Source organism: Streptomyces sp. NBC_01476 (assembly GCF_036227265.1).
Classification (GTDB): Bacteria; Actinomycetota; Actinomycetes; order Streptomycetales; family Streptomycetaceae; genus Actinacidiphila.
Genome location: NZ_CP109446.1, coordinates 637,492 through 655,000, shown reverse-complemented (window position 1 = coordinate 655,000; position 17,509 = coordinate 637,492). Strand labels below are relative to the sequence as shown.

The following is a 17,509-nucleotide window of genomic DNA, read 5'->3' as shown; positions in this document are numbered from 1 at the left end:
AACATCTCAGTACCCGCAGGAAGAGAAAACAACCGTGATTCCGGGAGTAGTGGCGAGCGAAACTGGATGAGGCCAAACCGTATGCGTGTGATACCCGGCAGGGGTTGCGTATACGGGGTTGTGGGAGTGGGCTTTCATGGTCTGCCGGCTGTGAGACGAGTCAGAAACCGTATGGATAGGCGAAGGACATGCGAAAGGTCCGGCGTAGAGGGTAAGACCCCCGTAGCTGAAATCTGTACGGCTCGTTTGCTTACCACCCAAGTAGCACAGGGCCCGAGAAATCCTGTGTGAATCTGGCGGGACCACCCGTTAAGCCTAAATATTCCCTGGTGACCGATAGCGGATAGTACCGTGAGGGAATGGTGAAAAGTACCGCGGGAGCGGAGTGAAATAGTACCTGAAACCGTGTGCCTACAAGCCGTGGGAGCGTCGCATCGAGTGCTTGCGCTTGGTGTCGTGACTGCGTGCCTTTTGAAGAATGAGCCTGCGAGTTTGCGGTGTGTTGCGAGGTTAACCCGTGTGGGGGAGCCGTAGCGAAAGCGAGTCCGAACAGGGCGCCGTCTTTAATTAGACATTTAGTAGCATGCTCAAGACCCGAAGCGGAGTGATCTAGCCATGGGCAGGTTGAAGCGGCTGTAAGAGGTCGTGGAGGACCGAACCCACCAGGGTTGAAAACCTGGGGGATGACCTGTGGTTAGGGGTGAAAGGCCAATCAAACTCCGTGATAGCTGGTTCTCCCCGAAATGCATTTAGGTGCAGCGTCGTGTGTTTCTTGCCGGAGGTAGAGCACTGGATAGGCGATGGGCCCTACCGGGTTACTGACCTTAGCCAAACTCCGAATGCCGGTAAGTGAGAGCGCGGCAGTGAGACTGTGGGGGATAAGCTCCATGGTCGAGAGGGAAACAGCCCAGAGCATCGACTAAGGCCCCTAAGCGTACGCTAAGTGGGAAAGGATGTGGAGTCGCAGAGACAACCAGGAGGTTGGCTTAGAAGCAGCCATCCTTGAAAGAGTGCGTAATAGCTCACTGGTCAAGTGATTCCGCGCCGACAATGTAGCGGGGCTCAAGCGTACCGCCGAAGTCGTGTCATTCGTATGTTAAGCCCTAACGGGTGTACGGATGGGTAGGGGAGCGTCGTGTGCCGGGTGAAGCTGCGCCGGAAGGCAGTGGTGGACGGTTCACGAGTGAGAATGCAGGCATGAGTAGCGATACAAGAGTGGGAAACTCTTGCGCCGATTGACTAAGGGTTCCTGGGTCAAGCTGATCTGCCCAGGGTAAGTCGGGACCTAAGGCGAGGCCGACAGGCGTAGTCGATGGACAACCGGTTGATATTCCGGTACCCGCTTTGGAACGCCCAGTACTGAATCTTCTGATGCTAAGGCCGTGAAGCCGCCTTTGATCTCTTCGGAGTGATGGGGAGTGGTGGAGCCGCTGGCCCGATGGGGTAGTAGGTAAGCGATGGGGTGACGCAGGAAGGTAGTCCAGCCCGGGCGGTGGTTGTCCCGGGGTAAGGGTGTAGGGCGTGCGGTAGGTAAATCCGTCGCACATGGTGCCTGAGACCTGATGCCGAGCCGATTGTGGTGAAGTGGATGATCCTATGCTGTCGAGAAAAGCCTCTAGCGAGTTTCATGGCGGCCCGTACCCTAAACCGACTCAGGTGGTCTGGTAGAGAATACCGAGGCGTTCGGGTGAACTATGGTTAAGGAACTCGGCAAAATGCCCCCGTAACTTCGGGAGAAGGGGGGCCATTCCTGGTGATGGGATTTACTCCTTGAGCTGGGGGTGGCCGCAGAGACCAGCGAGAAGCGACTGTTTACTAAAAACACAGGTCCGTGCGAAGCCGTAAGGCGATGTATACGGACTGACGCCTGCCCGGTGCTGGAACGTTAAGGGGACCGGTTAGTCATGCTTTGGTGTGGCGAGGCTGAGAACTTAAGCGCCAGTAAACGGCGGTGGTAACTATAACCATCCTAAGGTAGCGAAATTCCTTGTCGGGTAAGTTCCGACCTGCACGAATGGCGTAACGACTTCTCGACTGTCTCAACCATAGGCCCGGTGAAATTGCACTACGAGTAAAGATGCTCGTTTCGCGCAGCAGGACGGAAAGACCCCGGGACCTTTACTATAGCTTGATATTGGTGTTCGGTTCGGCTTGTGTAGGATAGGTGGGAGACTGTGAACCCTAAGCGCCAGCTTGGGGGGAGTCGTCGTTGAAATACCACTCTGGTCGTGCTGGATGTCTAACCTCGGTCCGTGATCCGGATCAGGGACAGTGTCTGGTGGGTAGTTTAACTGGGGCGGTTGCCTCCTAAAGGGTAACGGAGGCGCCCAAAGGTTCCCTCAGCCTGGTTGGCAATCAGGTGTTGAGTGTAAGTGCACAAGGGAGCTTGACTGTGAGACTGACGGGTCGAGCAGGTACGAAAGTAGGGACTAGTGATCCGGCGGTGGCTTGTGGAAGCGCCGTCGCTCAACGGATAAAAGGTACCCCGGGGATAACAGGCTGATCTTCCCCAAGAGTCCATATCGACGGGATGGTTTGGCACCTCGATGTCGGCTCGTCGCATCCTGGGGCTGGAGTCGGTCCCAAGGGTTGGGCTGTTCGCCCATTAAAGCGGTACGCGAGCTGGGTTTAGAACGTCGTGAGACAGTTCGGTCCCTATCCGCTGCGCGCGTTGGAGTCTTGAGAAGGGCTGTCCCTAGTACGAGAGGACCGGGACGGACGGACCTCTGGTGTGCCAGTTGTTCTGCCAAGGGCATGGCTGGTTGGCTACGTTCGGGAGGGATAACCGCTGAAAGCATCTAAGCGGGAAGCCTGCTTCGAGATGAGGGCTCCCACCCACGTGATGGGGTAAGGCTCCCAGGAGACGACTGGGTTGATAGGCCGGATGTGGAAGCCCTGTGAGGGGTGGAGCTGACCGGTACTAATAGGCCGAGGGCTTGTCCATGTGTGCTCGCGTCCACTGTGTGGTTCTGAAACAACCAGCCACCAACCCCCACCCTTGGGGTTTCCGGGGTGGGTTGGTGTGTGTTTCATGGTGTTTCGGTGGTCATAGCGTTAGGGAAACGCCCGGTTACATTCCGAACCCGGAAGCTAAGCCTTTCAGCGCCGATGGTACTGCAGGGGGGACCCTGTGGGAGAGTAGGACACCGCCGAACAATTATTAGAGGCCCGGCCTCGGATCTGAACAGGATCCGGCGCCGGGCCTTTTTTGTGTCTGGGGTAGAGTCGCCCCGCAACGTCCGCACATGCAGCACGTAGATACAGCAGGAGGGGACCCGGTGGAGGTCCAGGAGACCAGGGTGCAAACGGATCGGATCTTCACGATCCCCAACATCCTGAGTATGGCCCGCCTGGTGGGCGTTCCCGTGTTCCTGTGGCTGATTCTGTGGCCCGAGTTCGGTGGACCGAAGGTTGACGGATGGGCGCTGCTCGTTCTCGCGCTCAGCGGCATCAGTGACTACCTGGACGGGAAGCTGGCCCGGCGGTGGAATCAGATCAGCAACCTCGGCCGGCTGCTCGATCCGGCCGCGGACCGGTTGTTTGTACTGTCCACGCTGGTCGGGCTCACCTGGCGCGACATCCTTCCGCTGTGGCTCACGATCCTGCTGCTGGCACGCGAGGCGATGATGGCGGTGATGCTGCTGATCCTGCGGAGGCACCACTACGGCCCACCCCAGGTGAACTTCATCGGGAAAGCGGCTACCTTCAACCTCATGTACGCCTTTCCGTTGCTGCTGCTCAGCGACGGAAGCGGATGGCTCGCGACCCTGGCAGCAATTTTCGGCTGGGCGTTCGCAGGTTGGGGTACAACCCTGTACTGGTGGGCAGGGATCCTCTATGTGGTGCAGGTCCGGCGACTTGTCAGGGCTGACACCACGGCTGACTGAGTCACGAGGAGGATGTTTCCGACATGAAGGCGGTTGTAATGGCAGGCGGCGAGGGTACCCGCCTTCGCCCGATGACCTCGAGCATGCCCAAGCCTCTGCTGCCTGTGGTCAACCGGCCGATCATGCAGCACGTTCTGACACTGCTGAAGCGGCATGGCCTCACTGAGACGGTGGTCACAGTCCAGTTCTTGGCGTCCCTGGTGAAGAATTACTTCGGGGACGGCGAAGAACTCGGAATGGAGCTTACCTACGCCCACGAGGAAAAGCCGCTGGGGACGGCCGGAAGCGTCAAGAACGCCGAAGAGGCGTTGAAGGACGACTCCTTCCTCGTGATTTCCGGTGACGCCCTCACCGATTTCGATCTGACCGAGCTGATCGAATTCCACAAGGAGAAGGGTGCACTGGTCACGGTCTGTCTGACCCGTGTTCCGAATCCGCTGGAGTTCGGTATCACGATCGTCGACGACGAAGGCCGCGTCGAGCGCTTCCTGGAGAAGCCGACGTGGGGTCAGGTGTTCTCCGACACGGTGAACACCGGTATCTACGTGATGGAACCCGAGGTCTTCAACTACGTCGAGCCCGATGTGTCCGTGGACTGGTCGGGCGATGTATTTCCGCAGCTGATGAAAGAGGGGAAGCCGGTTTACGGCTTCATCGCCGAAGGCTACTGGGAGGACGTCGGCACCCACGAAAGCTATGTCAAGGCCCAGGCCGACGTACTGGAGGGCAAGGTCGACGTCGACATCGACGGCTTCGAGATCTCGCCCGGCGTGTGGATCGCCGAAGGTGCCGAGGTGCACCCCGACGCGGTGCTGCGCGGACCGCTCTACATCGGTGACTACGCGAAGGTCGAGGCCGGCGCGGAGATCCGCGAGCACAGTGTCATCGGTTCCAACGTCGTGGTGAAGACAGGCGCGTTCCTGCACAAGGCGGTGATCGCCGACAACGTCTACATCGGACAGCACACCAATCTGCGCGGCTGCGTCATCGGCAAGAACACCGATGTGATGCGGGCGGCGCGGATCGACGAGGGCGCGGTCATCGGTGACGAGTGCCTGATCGGCGAGGAGTCGATCATCTCGGGCAATGTGCGGGTCTATCCGTTCAAGACCGTCGAGGCCGGTGCCTTCGTCAACACCTCGGTGATCTGGGAGTCCCGCGGCCAGGCGCATCTGTTCGGCGCCCGCGGCGTCTCCGGCATCCTCAACGTGGAGATCACCCCGGAGCTGGCGGTCCGGCTGGCCGGTGCGTACGCGACCACCCTGAAGAAGGGTTCGACCGTCACCACGGCCCGTGACCACTCCCGTGGTGCCCGCGCGCTCAAGCGGGCGGTCATCTCGGCGCTGCAGGCGAGCGCCATCGATGTCCGGGACCTGGAGAACGTGCCGATGCCCGTGGCGCGGCAGCAGACCGCGCGCGGCAGCGCCGGCGGCATCATGATCCGGACGACGCCGGGCCGGCCCGACTCGCTGGACATCATGTTCTTCGACGAGCGGGGCGCCGACCTGTCGGCCGCCGGACAGCGGAAGCTGGACCGGGTCTTCGCCCGCCAGGAGTACCGCCGGGCGTTCCCCGGCGAGATCGGTGACCTGAACTTCCCGGCCACCGTCTTCGACTCCTACACCGGTGCGCTGCTGCGCGCGGTGGACACCTCGGGCATCGCGGACGCCGGGCTCAAGGTCGTGGTCGACGCCGCCAACGGCAGCGCCGGCCTGGTGCTGCCGAGCCTCCTCGGCAGGCTCGGGGTGGACGCGCTGACCGTCAACCCCGGTCTGGACGAGGCCCGTCCGACCGAGACCGAGGAGAGCCGCCGGGCCGGCCTGGTACGGCTCGGCGAGATCGTGTCGTCGGCGCGGGCCGCCTTCGGGGTGCGCTTCGACCCGGTGGGCGAGCGGATGTCGCTGGTGGACGAGCGCGGCCGGATCATCGAGGACGACCGGGCGCTGCTGGTGCTGCTCGACCTGGTGGCCGCAGAGCGGCGCAGCGGCCGGGTGGCACTGCCGGTGACCACGACACGGATCGGCGAGCAGGTGGCCGCGTACCACGGCACTCAGGTCACCTGGACGACGACGTCACCCGACGACCTGACCCGGGTGGGCCGGGAAGAGGGCACGATCTTCGGCGGTGACGGGCGCGGTGGGTTCATCGTGCCGGAGTTCAGCAGTGTCTTCGACGGCTCGGCCGCGTTCGTGCGGCTGATCGGCCTGGTGGCCCGTACCCAGCTCACCCTCAGCCAGATCGACGCCCGTATCCCGCGCGCCCACGTCCTCAAGCGGGACGTACCGACACCGTGGGCGGTGAAGGGCTCGGTGATGCGCCGGGTCGTGGAGGAGGCCGGGGAGCGGTCGGTGGACACCACGGACGGTGTGCGGGTGGTGGAGTCCGACGGACGCTGGGTGATGGTGCTGCCCGACCCCGCCGAAGCCGTAACACACCTGTGGGCGGAAGGCCCGGACGACGCGTCCGCGCAGGCCCTGCTGGACGAGTGGTCGGAGGTCGTGGAGAGCGCCGGGCGGTGACCTGACGCCGCAACGGCGCGTCGTACAGGGGCCGTTCGAGTCCGACGGCCCCGACGTGCGACGATGTGCGGCATGCCGCAGCAGCGACCCGATCGGAGCAGCCCCGTACCCGGGGCTGCTCCGCGGCGTCCCGACGCCTCGATGTCGCTGCTCACCAACGTCATGGAGCACAGCCTCGACGACGGGTACGCGGAGGCCGCGGCGCGGCGTGGCGCGGTCGGCACCTCCCGGCTGCCCACCGCGCTCAGCGGCCGGCTCTGGCTCGCCGCCGGACTGGTGCTCGCCGCGATCGTGGTGACGCTGGGCGCGGCGCAGGCGCAGGTCTCGGCGCCGACCGAGGCCAAGGAGCGGCAGAAGCTCATCGACCGCATCCAGACCGAGACCAGGAGCGCCGACCGGCTCCAGCAGGATGTGGACTCGCTGCGTGACACCGTCTCCAGCGAGCAGCAGGCCGCGCTCAAGCAGCACGGCGGCGACGGTGACGCCCGGCTCGAACTGCTGGCCGCGGCCACGCCGGTGCGGGGGCCCGGTGTGAAGCTGATCGTCGACGACGCCAGGGAGGCCTCCCAGGGATCCACCGGCGGTCCGCGTGAGAGCAGTGGTTTCGCCGACACCGGGCGGGTCAGGGACCGGGACATGCAGCGTGTGGTGAACGGCCTGTGGGCATCGGGTGCCGAGGCGATCACGGTCAACGGGCAGCGCCTGACCGCACTGTCGGCGATCCGGGCCGCGGGTGACGCCATACTGGTCGACAACAAACCGCTGGCGCCGCCGTACACGGTGCTGGCGATCGGGGACGGGAAGCGGTTGAGCAAGGCATTCCAGGAGAGCGCTGACGGGCAGTACCTGCACGTGCTGCAGGAGAACTACGGGATCCGCGCGAGCATCTCCGTCCAGGAGGACCTGCGGCTGGCCGCCGCTCCCAGCCTGATCGTGCGGTACGCCGAACCGGTCGCCGGGCAGCCGGCGGCCGACGGCGGCAAGCAGGCGGGCAGCGCCGGGAACGGAAAGGGTTCGAAGTGATCGCGGTACTGGGCCTCGTCGTTGGAGTCGTGGTCGGACTCGTGGTGCGCCCCGTGGTGCCCTCCGGCTTCGAGCCCTATCTTCCGATCGCCGTGGTGGCGGCCCTCGATGCGGTCTTCGGCGGCCTGCGGGCCATGCTGGACGGGATCTTCGACGACAAGGTCTTCGTCGTGTCGTTCCTCTCCAACGTGGTGGTGGCCGCGCTGATCGTCTTCCTCGGCGACAAGCTCGGGGTCGGCTCGCAGCTGTCCACCGGTGTGGTGGTGGTGCTGGGCATCCGGATCTTCTCCAACGCGGCCGCCATCCGCCGCCATGTCTTCCGGGCGTGAGCGCGCGATGAGCGACGAGCACGAACCGCCCGAGCCGGACGGCCCGTTGGAGCCGGCGGATCATCCGCCGGAACAGGCCCAGCCGGCCGCGGAACCGGCCACTCAGCCGGCCGCCGCGCCCAAGGCCCGGATGACCGGCCGGCAGCGGCTGGTGGCCGGCCTGTGGCCGCCGCGGCTGTCGCGGGCCCAATTGATCGTGGCGCTGCTGCTGTTCGTCCTGGGGCTCGGCCTGGCCATCCAGGTCCGCTCCACCAGTGACAACGGCGGTGCGCTGCGCGGTGCCCGGCAGGAGGACCTGGTCCGCATCCTGACCGAGCTGGACAACCGCAGCCAGCGACTGGAGGACGAGAAGCGGGGACTGGATAGCCAGCGCAGCCAGTTGGAGACCAGTTCCGACCAGGCGGCCGAGGCGCTCAAGCAGACCCAGCAGAAAGCGCGGGAGTTGGGCGTGCTGGCCGGTACGGTGCCTGCCCAGGGGCCGGGCATCACGTTGACCGTCACCGACCCGCGCGGCGGTGTGGAGGCGGATTCACTGCTGGACGCCGTCCAGGAGTTGCGGGCAGCAGGAGCGGAGGCGATCCAGATCGACAACGTCCGGGTCGTCGCCGACACCTATTTCACGGAGGGTACGGACGGCGTGCAGGTCGACGGCCACCAGGTGGCGCAGCCGTACGAGTTCAAGGTCATCGGCAATCCGCAGGATCTGGAACCGGCGCTGAACATCCCCGGCGGGGTGGTTCAGACGCTGGAGAAGGAGCAGGCCACTGCCGATGTGGTCAGGTCGCAGAAGATCGTCGTGGACGCCTTGCGGCCGTCGAAGCAGCCTGACTACGCTCGGTCATCCCAGTGAGGCTGGGGGCCGGGGCATCGGTGGGGTGCGGTGTAGGGGAAACTGTGTGTAGCGAGGGTTCGTCCTGCCCCACGGGCGGGTCTGCTTCTTTCAAGGGGAATCGCCCGTGAAGTTGTTTGGGAAGTTGTTCGGCAAGAGCGCGCGGCAGTCGGGTGACCCGGCGACGGCGCGTCACCGTGCGCCACGGAGCCAGGCCGAGGAGGACCAGGGCGCGGAGCGCCCGCTGTTCAGGAATGAAGGACAGGGCCGCGGCGGGGAGTATTCCGGCGCTCCCGGCGTGGCGTCTGTTGACCCCGCTTCGGCCGCCCGCATAGGTTTCGGGGAATCATCGGCCTCAGCGACGGGTGGAGGGTCCGGCTTGTCGGTCTGCAGCAGGTGCGGTCACACCAACGCGGAGTCGAGCCGCTTCTGCAACAACTGTGGCGCGCCGCTGCGTGGCTCCGGTGGCGGGTACGAGCGGGCGTCGGAGACGACGTCCACCATCTCGATCTCCGGTCTTGAGGCGTACGAGGCGGAGGCCACCGGTCAGACGGTGATGCCGTCGCTGTCGCCGGAGGCGCAGGCCGCGGTGGACGCGCTGCCGATCGGTTCGGCGCTGCTGGTGGTGCGCCGCGGGCCGAACTCGGGCAGCCGCTTCCTGCTGGACGGTGAGCTGACCACGGCTGGCCGGCATCCGCAGAGCGACATCTTCCTGGACGATGTGACGGTCTCCCGGCGTCATGTGGAGTTCCGGCGCGGCCAGGACGGCGGGTTCACCGTTTCGGACGTGGGCAGCCTCAATGGCACCTACGTCAACCGGGAGCGGATCGACTCCGTGCCGCTCGCGAACGGCGACGAGGTGCAGATCGGCAAGTACCGGCTGGTCTTCTACGCGAGCCAGCGGGGCATCTGACCTCTCCCGGACTCCGTCGGGGGGAGGGTCTTAGGGAAGGTGTGCATGCCGAGAACGTCGGGCGGTGCCGGAGACGGCACCGCCATCGCCGACGGTGCCCTGCTGAGCATCGGCGCGGTGCTCAGCCGGCTGCGGGACGAGTTCCCCGAGGTGACCATCTCCAAGATCCGCTTCCTTGAGGCGGAGGGGCTGGTCGAGCCGCAGCGCACCCCGTCGGGGTACCGGAAGTTCGGTCCCAAGGACGTGGAGCGGCTCGCCTACGTGCTGCGGGTGCAGCGGGACCACTACCTGCCGCTGCGGGTGATCAGGGAACACCTGGACGCCATGGACCGCGGTGAGACGGTCTCGCTGCCGGGCCCGGGGGAGTCCAGAGAGGCCCTGGACGGCTCTGTGGAGGCTCTGGAGCCCGAACAGCCGCCCGAGCTGCGGATCGGCCGGGAGGAGCTCCTGGCCGCCACAGGGGCCGACGACGCCGAGCTGGAGAGCTGGGAGTCGTACGGGCTCGTCGAGGCCGGCCGGGACGGCGGCTACGACGCCGAGGCGGTCGCCATCGGGCGGCTCATCGCCGACCTGGGCCGCTTCGGCCTCGAACCGCGTCACCTGCGGGCGGTGAAGGCCGCCGCGGACCGGGAGGCGGGCCTGGTGGAGCAGGTGGTGGCGCCGCTGCGCCGGCACCGCAACCCGCAGACCCGGCTGCACGCCGAGGCGACGGCCCGGGAGCTGGCGTCGCTGTCGGTGCGGCTGCACGCCGCGATGGTGCAGTCCGCGCTGCGGGTCCGCCTGCGCTGACCGGCCCGTCCGGCCCCCTCGGACGGCCCCGGAAGCGCCGTCCGAAGTGGCGGTATGTCGGCGCGGCGGGGTGCCCGACTACCCAAACCCGGCGAGCACGGCCTAGGGTTGCTGTGTGAACGAGCTCGACGTTGTGGGTGTCCGGGTCGAAATGCCGTCCAACCAGCCGATCGTGCTCCTGCGCGAAGTGGGAGGCGACCGGTACCTGCCGATCTGGATCGGGCCAGGTGAGGCGACGGCCATCGCCTTCGCGCAGCAGGGCATGACGCCTGCGCGACCGCTCACCCATGACCTCTTCAAGGACGTGCTGGAAGCAGTCGGCCAGACTCTCACCGAGGTGCGCATCACGGATCTGCGCGAGGGCGTCTTCTACGCGGAGCTGGTGTTCGCCAGCGGCGTCGAGGTCAGCGCCCGCCCGTCCGATGCCATAGCGCTCGCGCTGCGCACCGGGACGCCGATCTACGGCAGTGACGGGGTGCTGGACGACGCCGGGATCGCGATCCCGGACGAGCAGGAGGACGAGGTGGAGAAGTTCCGCGAGTTCCTCGACCAGATCTCACCCGAGGATTTCGGCACCAGCAACCAGTGACAGCGGCCGTCGATGAACCGCAGTGACGCGGCGCCGGGAGGCAGCACTGCCGCCGGCAGACCATTCGGAGCGCCGTTCCCGTCTTCCGGTCACGTCAAACCACTCTTGGGGGGAATATCACTCGGCGTGCCGAGTGTGGCGATCGTTGACGCACCCCTGGTGACTGCCTACCGTCGGTGGGGAAAGTCCGGTGGCACGTGCGCGCGGCCACAGGACGTGAAGGGACGGAGGGCGGCGTGAGAAGCACCGGCGACGGTCTGGCGACCGGCGGCCCATATCCGCCCCGGGGGACACTGGCCCGCGCCACGTCCGAGGCGGGCGGCGGACCCGCACAGGAACCACCGGCCGAGACCATCGGCTACCGCGGACCCACGGCCTGCGCGGCCACCGGCATCACGTACCGCCAGCTGGACTACTGGGCGCGTACCGGCCTGGTCGAGCCCAGCGTGCGGCCTGCTTACGGCTCCGGCACCCAGCGGCTCTACAGCTTCCGCGACGTCGTGGTGCTGAAGATCGTCAAGCGGCTGCTGGACACCGGCGTCTCCCTGCAGAACATCCGCACCGCCGTCCAGCACCTGCGTTCGGTGGGGCCGGCGGAGCTCGCCAGGATGACTCTGATGAGCGACGGCGCCACCGTCTACGAGTGCACCTCGCCCGACGAGGTGGTGGATCTGCTCCAGGGCGGGCAGGGCGTCTTCGGCATCGCGGTGGGTGTGGTCTGGCGGGACGTGGAGAACTCCCTCTCCCAGATGCACGGCGAGCGGGTCGACACCGGTGAGACGCTGGTCGGCCACAATCCGGCCGACGAGCTGGCCAGGCGGCGCAACCGGGCGGTCTGAGCCGCCCCCGCGGGTGCCGCCGCCCGGTCCCGTCCTGTGTCGCGGCAGGTGCGGCGGGCGCCGCGCCGTACACCCGTACGGTGAATGTCGGTGGTGTGCGGCACGATCGATGGTGTGAGAAGTTCGCCGACGATCCTGCATCTGGACATGGACGCGTTCTTCGCCGCGGTCGAGCAGGCCTCCAAGCCGAGCCTGCGGGGCAAGCCGGTGGTGGTCGGCGGCCTCGGGCCCCGCGGCGTCGTGTCGACCGCGTCCTATGAGGCACGGGTGCACGGCGTCCACTCGGCGATGGCCATGGCACGGGCGCGCCGGCTCAGCCCCAATGCCGCGTACCTCTACCCCCGTTTCGGCATCTACCGGCGGATCAGCGAGACGGTGATGGGGCTGCTCGCCGAGGTGTCACCCCTGATAGAGCCGCTCAGCCTCGACGAGGCGTTCCTTGACCTGGAGGCGGCCGCGCGCGACGAGGACCCGCGGGTTGTCGCCGTCGTGCTGCGGGCACGTATCCGCGCGGCCACCGGGCTCACCGCGTCGGTCGGGCTGGCCGGCTCCAAGCTGCTGGCGAAGATCGCCTCGGAGCAGGCCAAGCCGGACGGCCTGGTGGTGGTCGAGCCGGGCACCGAGCGCGCTTTACTCGACCCGCTGCCGGTCCGCACCCTGTGGGGCGTCGGTCCTGCCACCGCCGAGCACCTGCGCCGCGCCGGTATCGGCACCGTCGAGGAGATGGCGAACTCCGGCGAGGCCGAGCTGGTGCGGCTGCTCGGCAAGGCCCACGGCGCGTCGCTGTACGCCATGGCGGCCGGCCGGGACAACCGGCCGGTGGTCGCCGACCGGGACGTGAAGTCGATCTCCGTCGAGGACACCTACGACAACGACCTCACCGACCGCGCCCACGTCCGGTACCAGATCGACCGGCTCGCCGACCGCTGTGTGCAGCGGCTGCGCGGCGCCGGCCGCTCCGGCCGCACCGTCGTGGTCAAGGTCCGCAGGTACGACTTCTCCACCCTGACCCGCTCCGAGACGCTGCGGGCGCCCACCGACGACCCCGTGGTGGTGCGGGAGACGGCACGGCGGCTGGTGGAGGGCGTCGACACCACCGGCGGCGTACGGCTGCTCGGCGTCGGGGTCGCCGGGCTCGCCGACTTCACGCAGGAGGACCTCTTCGCGCAGAGCGCCGGGAGCCGCCCGGCGGACGAGGACGCGCCCGCGTCGCTGCCCGCGCTTCCGCCGCCGGTCCCCGAACGGGTGAACCGCTGGCTGCCGGGCCAGGACGTCACCCATGAGGAGTACGGCGCGGGGTGGGTGCAGGGCAGCGGCGTGGGACGGGTCACCGTCCGGTTCGAGGTGCCGTCGGACACCGGGCCGGGACGGGTGCGCACCTTCGCGGTGGACGACCCGGCACTCGTCCACAGCGACGCCCTGCCGCTGGTGACCCCGCCGGACGCTCCGGAGCGGGGCCAGGACTCAAGTCGGGCCGGATGAGGGATCGGTGCCGTCCTGGCCGCCCGCCAGCTCGCCGAAATCCCGGTCCTGATGCGGCCCGCCGTCCGCCTTGGGCACCTGCATGCCGTAGTGGTGGTAGAGCTGCAACTCCTGCTCGGGCGACAGGTGGCGGCCCACCCCGAAGTCCGGCGCGTCCCTGATCAGGGATTTCTTGAACGGCACCCGCAATTCGTCGTTCACCAGCTCGCTCGGCTCCAGCGGCACGAAGGCATCCCGGGTGAACAGCCCGGTGCGTACCGCGGCCCACTCCGGCGCGCCCGTCGCGTCGTCGAGGTACACCTCGTCCACCGTGCCGATCTTCGTACCGTCGCGGTCGAAAGCACGGCGGCCGATCAGGCTGCGCGGATCGATGTCGGTCTGCACGGTCCCTCCAACCGGTGGCGCCGGGTCGGCGCCATCCAACGACGCCAACGAATGACGACTGCTGCTGGGTACCACGAAAAGCCACATCGCAGGCGGTGTCGACTCGGGGAGTGGCGTGACGTGTGTCGCTCCGGCGGTTCCGGACGGCTGGAAAGAGGCGCTGGTAGGCTGGGAAGCGGCCGCAAACTCCATGCGGGAGAGTCTTCCGAACACCCGGCGACGGGTGGGACGGAGGCGCCGAAGGAGCAAATCCTCCCCGGAATCTCTCAGGCACCCGTACCGCATGGGCCAGGTCACTCTGGAAAGCAGGGCCGGCCCGGACGTTCGGGGCGCGTCCTCACCGACGGTGCAAGCCGCCCCCGCCCGGGCGGTGAAGCTCTCAGGTTCGATGACAGAGGGGGAGGCCAGAAGGGTGCCCGCGCCGCCGGCACCCCCGAAGGTCGTCACGACCAGGAGGGCCTCCGCAGATGACCGACCGCCGTATTTCCCTCGCCGAGCTGGAAGCCGGCTCACCCTTCGCCACCCGGCACATCGGCCCTGACGCCGCAGCGCAGGCCAAGATGCTCGCCCAGGTCGGCTACGGCTCGCTGGACGAACTGACCGACGCGGCCGTGCCGGACGCCATAAAGAGCGCCGAAGCACTCGGCCTGCCCCCGGCCCGCACCGAAGCCGAAGTCATCGCGGAACTGCGCGCGCTGGCCGACCGCAACCAGGTGCTGGCCCCGATGATCGGCCTCGGCTACTACGGCACCATCACGCCGGCGGTCATCCTGCGCAACGTGATGGAGAACCCCGCCTGGTACACGGCCTACACGCCGTACCAGCCGGAGATCTCGCAGGGCCGCCTCGAAGCGCTGCTGAACTTCCAGACCGTCGTCGCCGACCTCACCGGGCTGCCCACCTCCGGGGCGTCGCTGCTGGACGAGAGCACCGCCGCCGCCGAGGCGATGGCGCTGTCCCGCCGGGTCGGCAAGGTGAAGCAGGGCGTCTTCCTGGTCGACGCCGACACCTTCCCGCAGACGGTCGCGGTCATCGAGACCCGCGCGGAGCCGACCGGCGTCGAGGTCGTCACCGCCGACCTCAGCGACGGCATCCCCGCCGAGCTCGCCGAGCGCGGGGTGTTCGGCGTACTGCTGCAGTACCCGGGCGCCTCGGGCGCGGTACGCGACCTGCGGCCGGTGATCGAGCGGGCGCACGAGCTGGGCGCGGTCGTCACCGTCGCCGCCGATCTGCTGGCCCTGACCCTGCTCACCTCGCCGGGCGCGCTGGGCGCGGACATCGCGGTCGGCACGACGCAGCGCTTCGGCGTCCCGATGGGCTTCGGCGGCCCGCACGCCGGCTACATGGCGGTCCGTGAGGGCTACGCCCGCAACCTGCCGGGGCGGCTGGTCGGCGTCTCGGTGGACGCCGACGGCGACAAGGCGTACCGGCTGGCGCTGCAGACCCGTGAGCAGCACATCCGCCGGGAGAAGGCCACCAGCAACATCTGCACCGCGCAGGTGCTGCTCGCCGTCATGGCGGCGATGTACGCGGTCTACCACGGCCCCGACGGGCTCGCCGCCATCGCCCGCCGCACCCACCGCTACGCCGCCGTGCTGGCGGCCGGTCTGCGGGCGGCCGGGGTCGAGATCGTCCAGGACGCCTACTTCGACACCCTCACCGCCCGGGTGCCCGGCCGCGCCGGCGAGGTGGTGGCCGCCGCCCGCGCCGCCGGAGTCAACCTGCGGCTGACCGACGGCGATCACGTCGGCATCGCCTGCGACGAGACCACCGACCGGGGCCGGCTGACCGCGGTGCTCGCCGCCTTCGGCGCCGGGAGCGAGCCGGACCTGGACGCCTTCGACGCGGCCACCGAGGACGCCCTGCCGGCCGGCCTGCTGCGTACCGATGCGTACCTGACCCACCCGGTCTTCCACCAGCACCGCAGCGAGACCGCGATGCTGCGCTACCTGCGGCGGCTCGCCGACCGCGACTACGCGCTGGACCGCGGCATGATCCCGCTCGGCTCCTGCACCATGAAGCTCAACGCCACCACCGAGATGGAACCGGTGACCTGGCCGGAGTTCGGCGCGCTGCACCCCTTCGCGCCTGCGGAGCAGGCCGAGGGCTACCTCGCGCTGATCCGCGGCCTGGAGGACCAGCTGGCCGAGGTCACCGGCTACGACAAGGTCAGCCTGCAGCCGAACGCCGGCTCACAGGGCGAATTCGCCGGACTGCTCGCGGTCCGCGCCTACCACCGGGCCAACGGAGACACCGGCCGTACCGTCTGCCTGATCCCGTCCTCCGCGCACGGCACCAACGCGGCCAGCGCCGTGATGGCGGGCATGCAGGTCGTGGTGGTGAAGACCGGTGAGAACGGTGACGTGGACGTCACCGACCTGCACGCCAAGATCGAGCAGCACCGCGACCGGCTCGCCGTCCTGATGGTGACCTACCCCTCCACGCACGGTGTCTTCGAGGACAACATCACCGACATCTGCGCGGCGGTGCACGACGCCGGCGGCCAGGTCTACGTGGACGGCGCCAACCTCAACGCGCTGGTCGGTCTGGCCCGGCCGGGCCGGTTCGGCGCCGATGTGTCGCACCTGAACCTGCACAAGACGTTCTGCATCCCGCACGGCGGCGGCGGCCCCGGCGTCGGCCCGGTCGCGGTCCGCGAGCACCTCGCCCCCTACCTGCCGAACCACCCGCTGCAGCCCGGTGCGGGCCCGGCGACAGGTGTCGGCCCGGTGTCGGCCGCCCCCTGGGGCTCGGCGGGCATCCTGCCGATCTCCTGGACGTACGTCCGGCTGATGGGCGCCGACGGCCTCAAGCGGGCCTCCCAGACGGCCGTGCTGAGCGCCAACTACGTCGCCAAGCGGCTCGAACCGCACTTCCCGGTGCTCTACACCGGCCCCGGCGGCCTGGTCGCGCACGAGTGCATCATCGATCTGCGCCCGCTCACCAAGGAGACCGGGGTCAGTGTCGACGACATCGCCAAGCGGCTGATCGACTACGGCTTCCACGCCCCGACGATGTCCTTCCCGGTGGCCGGCACCCTGATGATCGAGCCCACCGAGAGCGAGGACCTGGCCGAGCTCGACCGCTTCTGCGCGGCGATGATCGCGATCCGCGGCGAGGTCGACCGGGTCGGCTCGGGCGAGTGGCCGGCCGACGACAACCCGCTGCGCAATGCCCCGCACACCGCGGCGGCGCTCGGTGGCGAGTGGACGCACCCGTACACCCGGCAGGAGGCGGTCTTCCCCGCCGGAGTGTCGGCGGCGGACAAGTACTGGCCGCCGGTGCGCCGGATCGACGGTGCCTTCGGTGACCGCAACCTGGTCTGCTCGTGCCCGCCGCTGGAGGCGTACGACCAGTGACCGCGGGGCGGTAGCCCGGCAGGATGACGACCATGGCAAAAGCCGGTTCCGCGGGCGGCAGCGGGACCGGCTTTGTCGTCAGGGGCCCGCTGTCAGGCCGCGGTGGTGATCTGTCCGGCGCCGAGCGGGCGGTGCGGCGCCACGATCCGGCCGTCGGGCAGCAGTTCGCCGGTGTCGTCGAAGAGCAGAACCCCGTTGCACAGCAGGCTCCAGCCCTGCTCCGGGTGGTGGGCCACGGTGCAGGCGGCCTCACGGTCGGCGCATTCGGCGGTGGGGCACTGCGGCTGGTGCTTGCACATGGGAGATGTCTTTCGGTGCGAGAAGTGGGTGGTGCCGGTGGTCGCTTGCCCTGTCTGGTTCATGTCCGTCCCCCCGTTCACGGTGCGGCCGGTCCCAGTGTTGCTCCGCGGGCCCGGATTCGCAGGCATTTGGCGCAGGCTGTCCTCAAAGGAGGAAGACGCGTCACCCGCCCGGGCGGTTGCCGTCACGGTCTGTTCATGCTGAGGGCCCAAAAGGGGCAGTGCCCCTCACCCGTGCGGGTGAGAGGCACTGTTGTGCGAGGCGGAC

13 protein-coding genes, 2 rRNA genes and 2 riboswitches (1 of these 17 cut by a window edge) are annotated in these 17,509 nt (G+C 67.9%); of the genes, 13 read left to right on the top strand and 2 right to left on the bottom strand.

Annotation, left to right across the window (positions count from 1 at the left end; genetic code table 11):
- The 12 genes from OG552_RS02860 to OG552_RS02805 form a co-directional block, all read left to right on the top strand.
- Positions 1-2,944, top strand: a 23S ribosomal RNA gene (locus OG552_RS02860) (it extends 198 nt beyond the left edge of the window).
- 94 nt (positions 2,945-3,038) lie between these two features.
- A 5S ribosomal RNA gene (gene rrf, locus OG552_RS02855) occupies positions 3,039-3,155 on the top strand.
- Positions 3,156-3,278: 123 nt separating this feature from the next.
- The gene (locus OG552_RS02850) at positions 3,279-3,887 is read left to right on the top strand and encodes a CDP-alcohol phosphatidyltransferase family protein (protein WP_329129282.1); all 609 of its coding nucleotides are present in this window, start codon (positions 3,279-3,281) and stop codon (positions 3,885-3,887) included.
- Between the two features lie 23 nt (positions 3,888-3,910).
- Positions 3,911-6,406, top strand: coding sequence for a mannose-1-phosphate guanyltransferase (locus OG552_RS02845; RefSeq protein ID WP_329129280.1), 2,496 nt, complete (start codon positions 3,911-3,913; stop codon positions 6,404-6,406).
- A 72-nt stretch (positions 6,407-6,478) separates the two neighbouring features.
- Positions 6,479-7,429, top strand: a complete 951-nt coding sequence (locus tag OG552_RS02840) for a DUF881 domain-containing protein (protein WP_329129278.1) — start codon at positions 6,479-6,481, stop codon at positions 7,427-7,429.
- Positions 7,426-7,758, top strand: coding sequence for a small basic family protein (locus OG552_RS02835; protein ID WP_329129276.1), 333 nt, complete (start codon positions 7,426-7,428; stop codon positions 7,756-7,758). Before OG552_RS02840 ends, OG552_RS02835 begins: the two co-directional genes overlap by 4 nt.
- Before the next feature lie 7 nt (positions 7,759-7,765).
- Positions 7,766-8,608 carry a DUF881 domain-containing protein gene (locus tag OG552_RS02830; RefSeq protein WP_329129274.1) on the top strand — a complete coding sequence of 281 codons (843 nt, stop codon included), beginning with the start codon at positions 7,766-7,768 and terminating at the stop codon, positions 8,606-8,608.
- 64 nt (positions 8,609-8,672) lie between these two features.
- Complete coding sequence (locus OG552_RS36370) at positions 8,673-9,500, top strand: FHA domain-containing protein (protein WP_443071133.1); 828 nt, start codon at positions 8,673-8,675, stop codon at positions 9,498-9,500.
- A 45-nt stretch (positions 9,501-9,545) separates the two neighbouring features.
- A complete protein-coding gene (gene ftsR, locus OG552_RS02820) occupies positions 9,546-10,289 on the top strand; it encodes a transcriptional regulator FtsR (RefSeq protein ID WP_329129269.1) in 744 nt (247 codons plus the stop codon).
- A gap of 115 nt (positions 10,290-10,404) precedes the next feature.
- Positions 10,405-10,878, top strand: a complete 474-nt coding sequence (locus OG552_RS02815) for a bifunctional nuclease family protein (RefSeq protein WP_031518684.1) — start codon at positions 10,405-10,407, stop codon at positions 10,876-10,878.
- A 236-nt stretch (positions 10,879-11,114) separates the two neighbouring features.
- Positions 11,115-11,717, top strand: a complete 603-nt coding sequence (locus tag OG552_RS02810; protein ID WP_443070856.1) for a MerR family transcriptional regulator — start codon at positions 11,115-11,117, stop codon at positions 11,715-11,717.
- Between the two features lie 114 nt (positions 11,718-11,831).
- The gene (locus OG552_RS02805; RefSeq protein WP_329129263.1) at positions 11,832-13,199 is read left to right on the top strand and encodes a DNA polymerase IV; all 1,368 of its coding nucleotides are present in this window, start codon (positions 11,832-11,834) and stop codon (positions 13,197-13,199) included.
- On the opposite strand, the gene OG552_RS02800 is transcribed toward OG552_RS02805, so the two are convergent.
- A complete protein-coding gene (locus OG552_RS02800; protein WP_329129262.1) occupies positions 13,182-13,583 on the bottom strand; it encodes a PRC-barrel domain-containing protein in 402 nt (133 codons plus the stop codon). The genes OG552_RS02805 and OG552_RS02800 overlap by 18 nt on opposite strands.
- Before the next feature lie 183 nt (positions 13,584-13,766).
- Positions 13,767-13,875: riboswitch (glycine riboswitch) on the top strand.
- A 1-nt stretch (position 13,876) separates the two neighbouring features.
- Positions 13,877-13,985: riboswitch (glycine riboswitch) on the top strand.
- 65 nt (positions 13,986-14,050) lie between these two features.
- Here OG552_RS02800 and gcvP point away from each other — a divergent pair.
- Complete coding sequence (gene gcvP, locus OG552_RS02795) at positions 14,051-16,942, top strand: aminomethyl-transferring glycine dehydrogenase (protein ID WP_329129261.1); 2,892 nt, start codon at positions 14,051-14,053, stop codon at positions 16,940-16,942.
- A gap of 92 nt (positions 16,943-17,034) precedes the next feature.
- Here the strand turns inward: gcvP and OG552_RS02790 are convergent, their stop codons facing one another.
- The gene (locus OG552_RS02790; protein ID WP_329129259.1) at positions 17,035-17,241 is read right to left on the bottom strand and encodes a DUF5999 family protein; all 207 of its coding nucleotides are present in this window, start codon (positions 17,239-17,241) and stop codon (positions 17,035-17,037) included.
- Between the last annotated feature and the right edge of the window lie 268 nt (positions 17,242-17,509).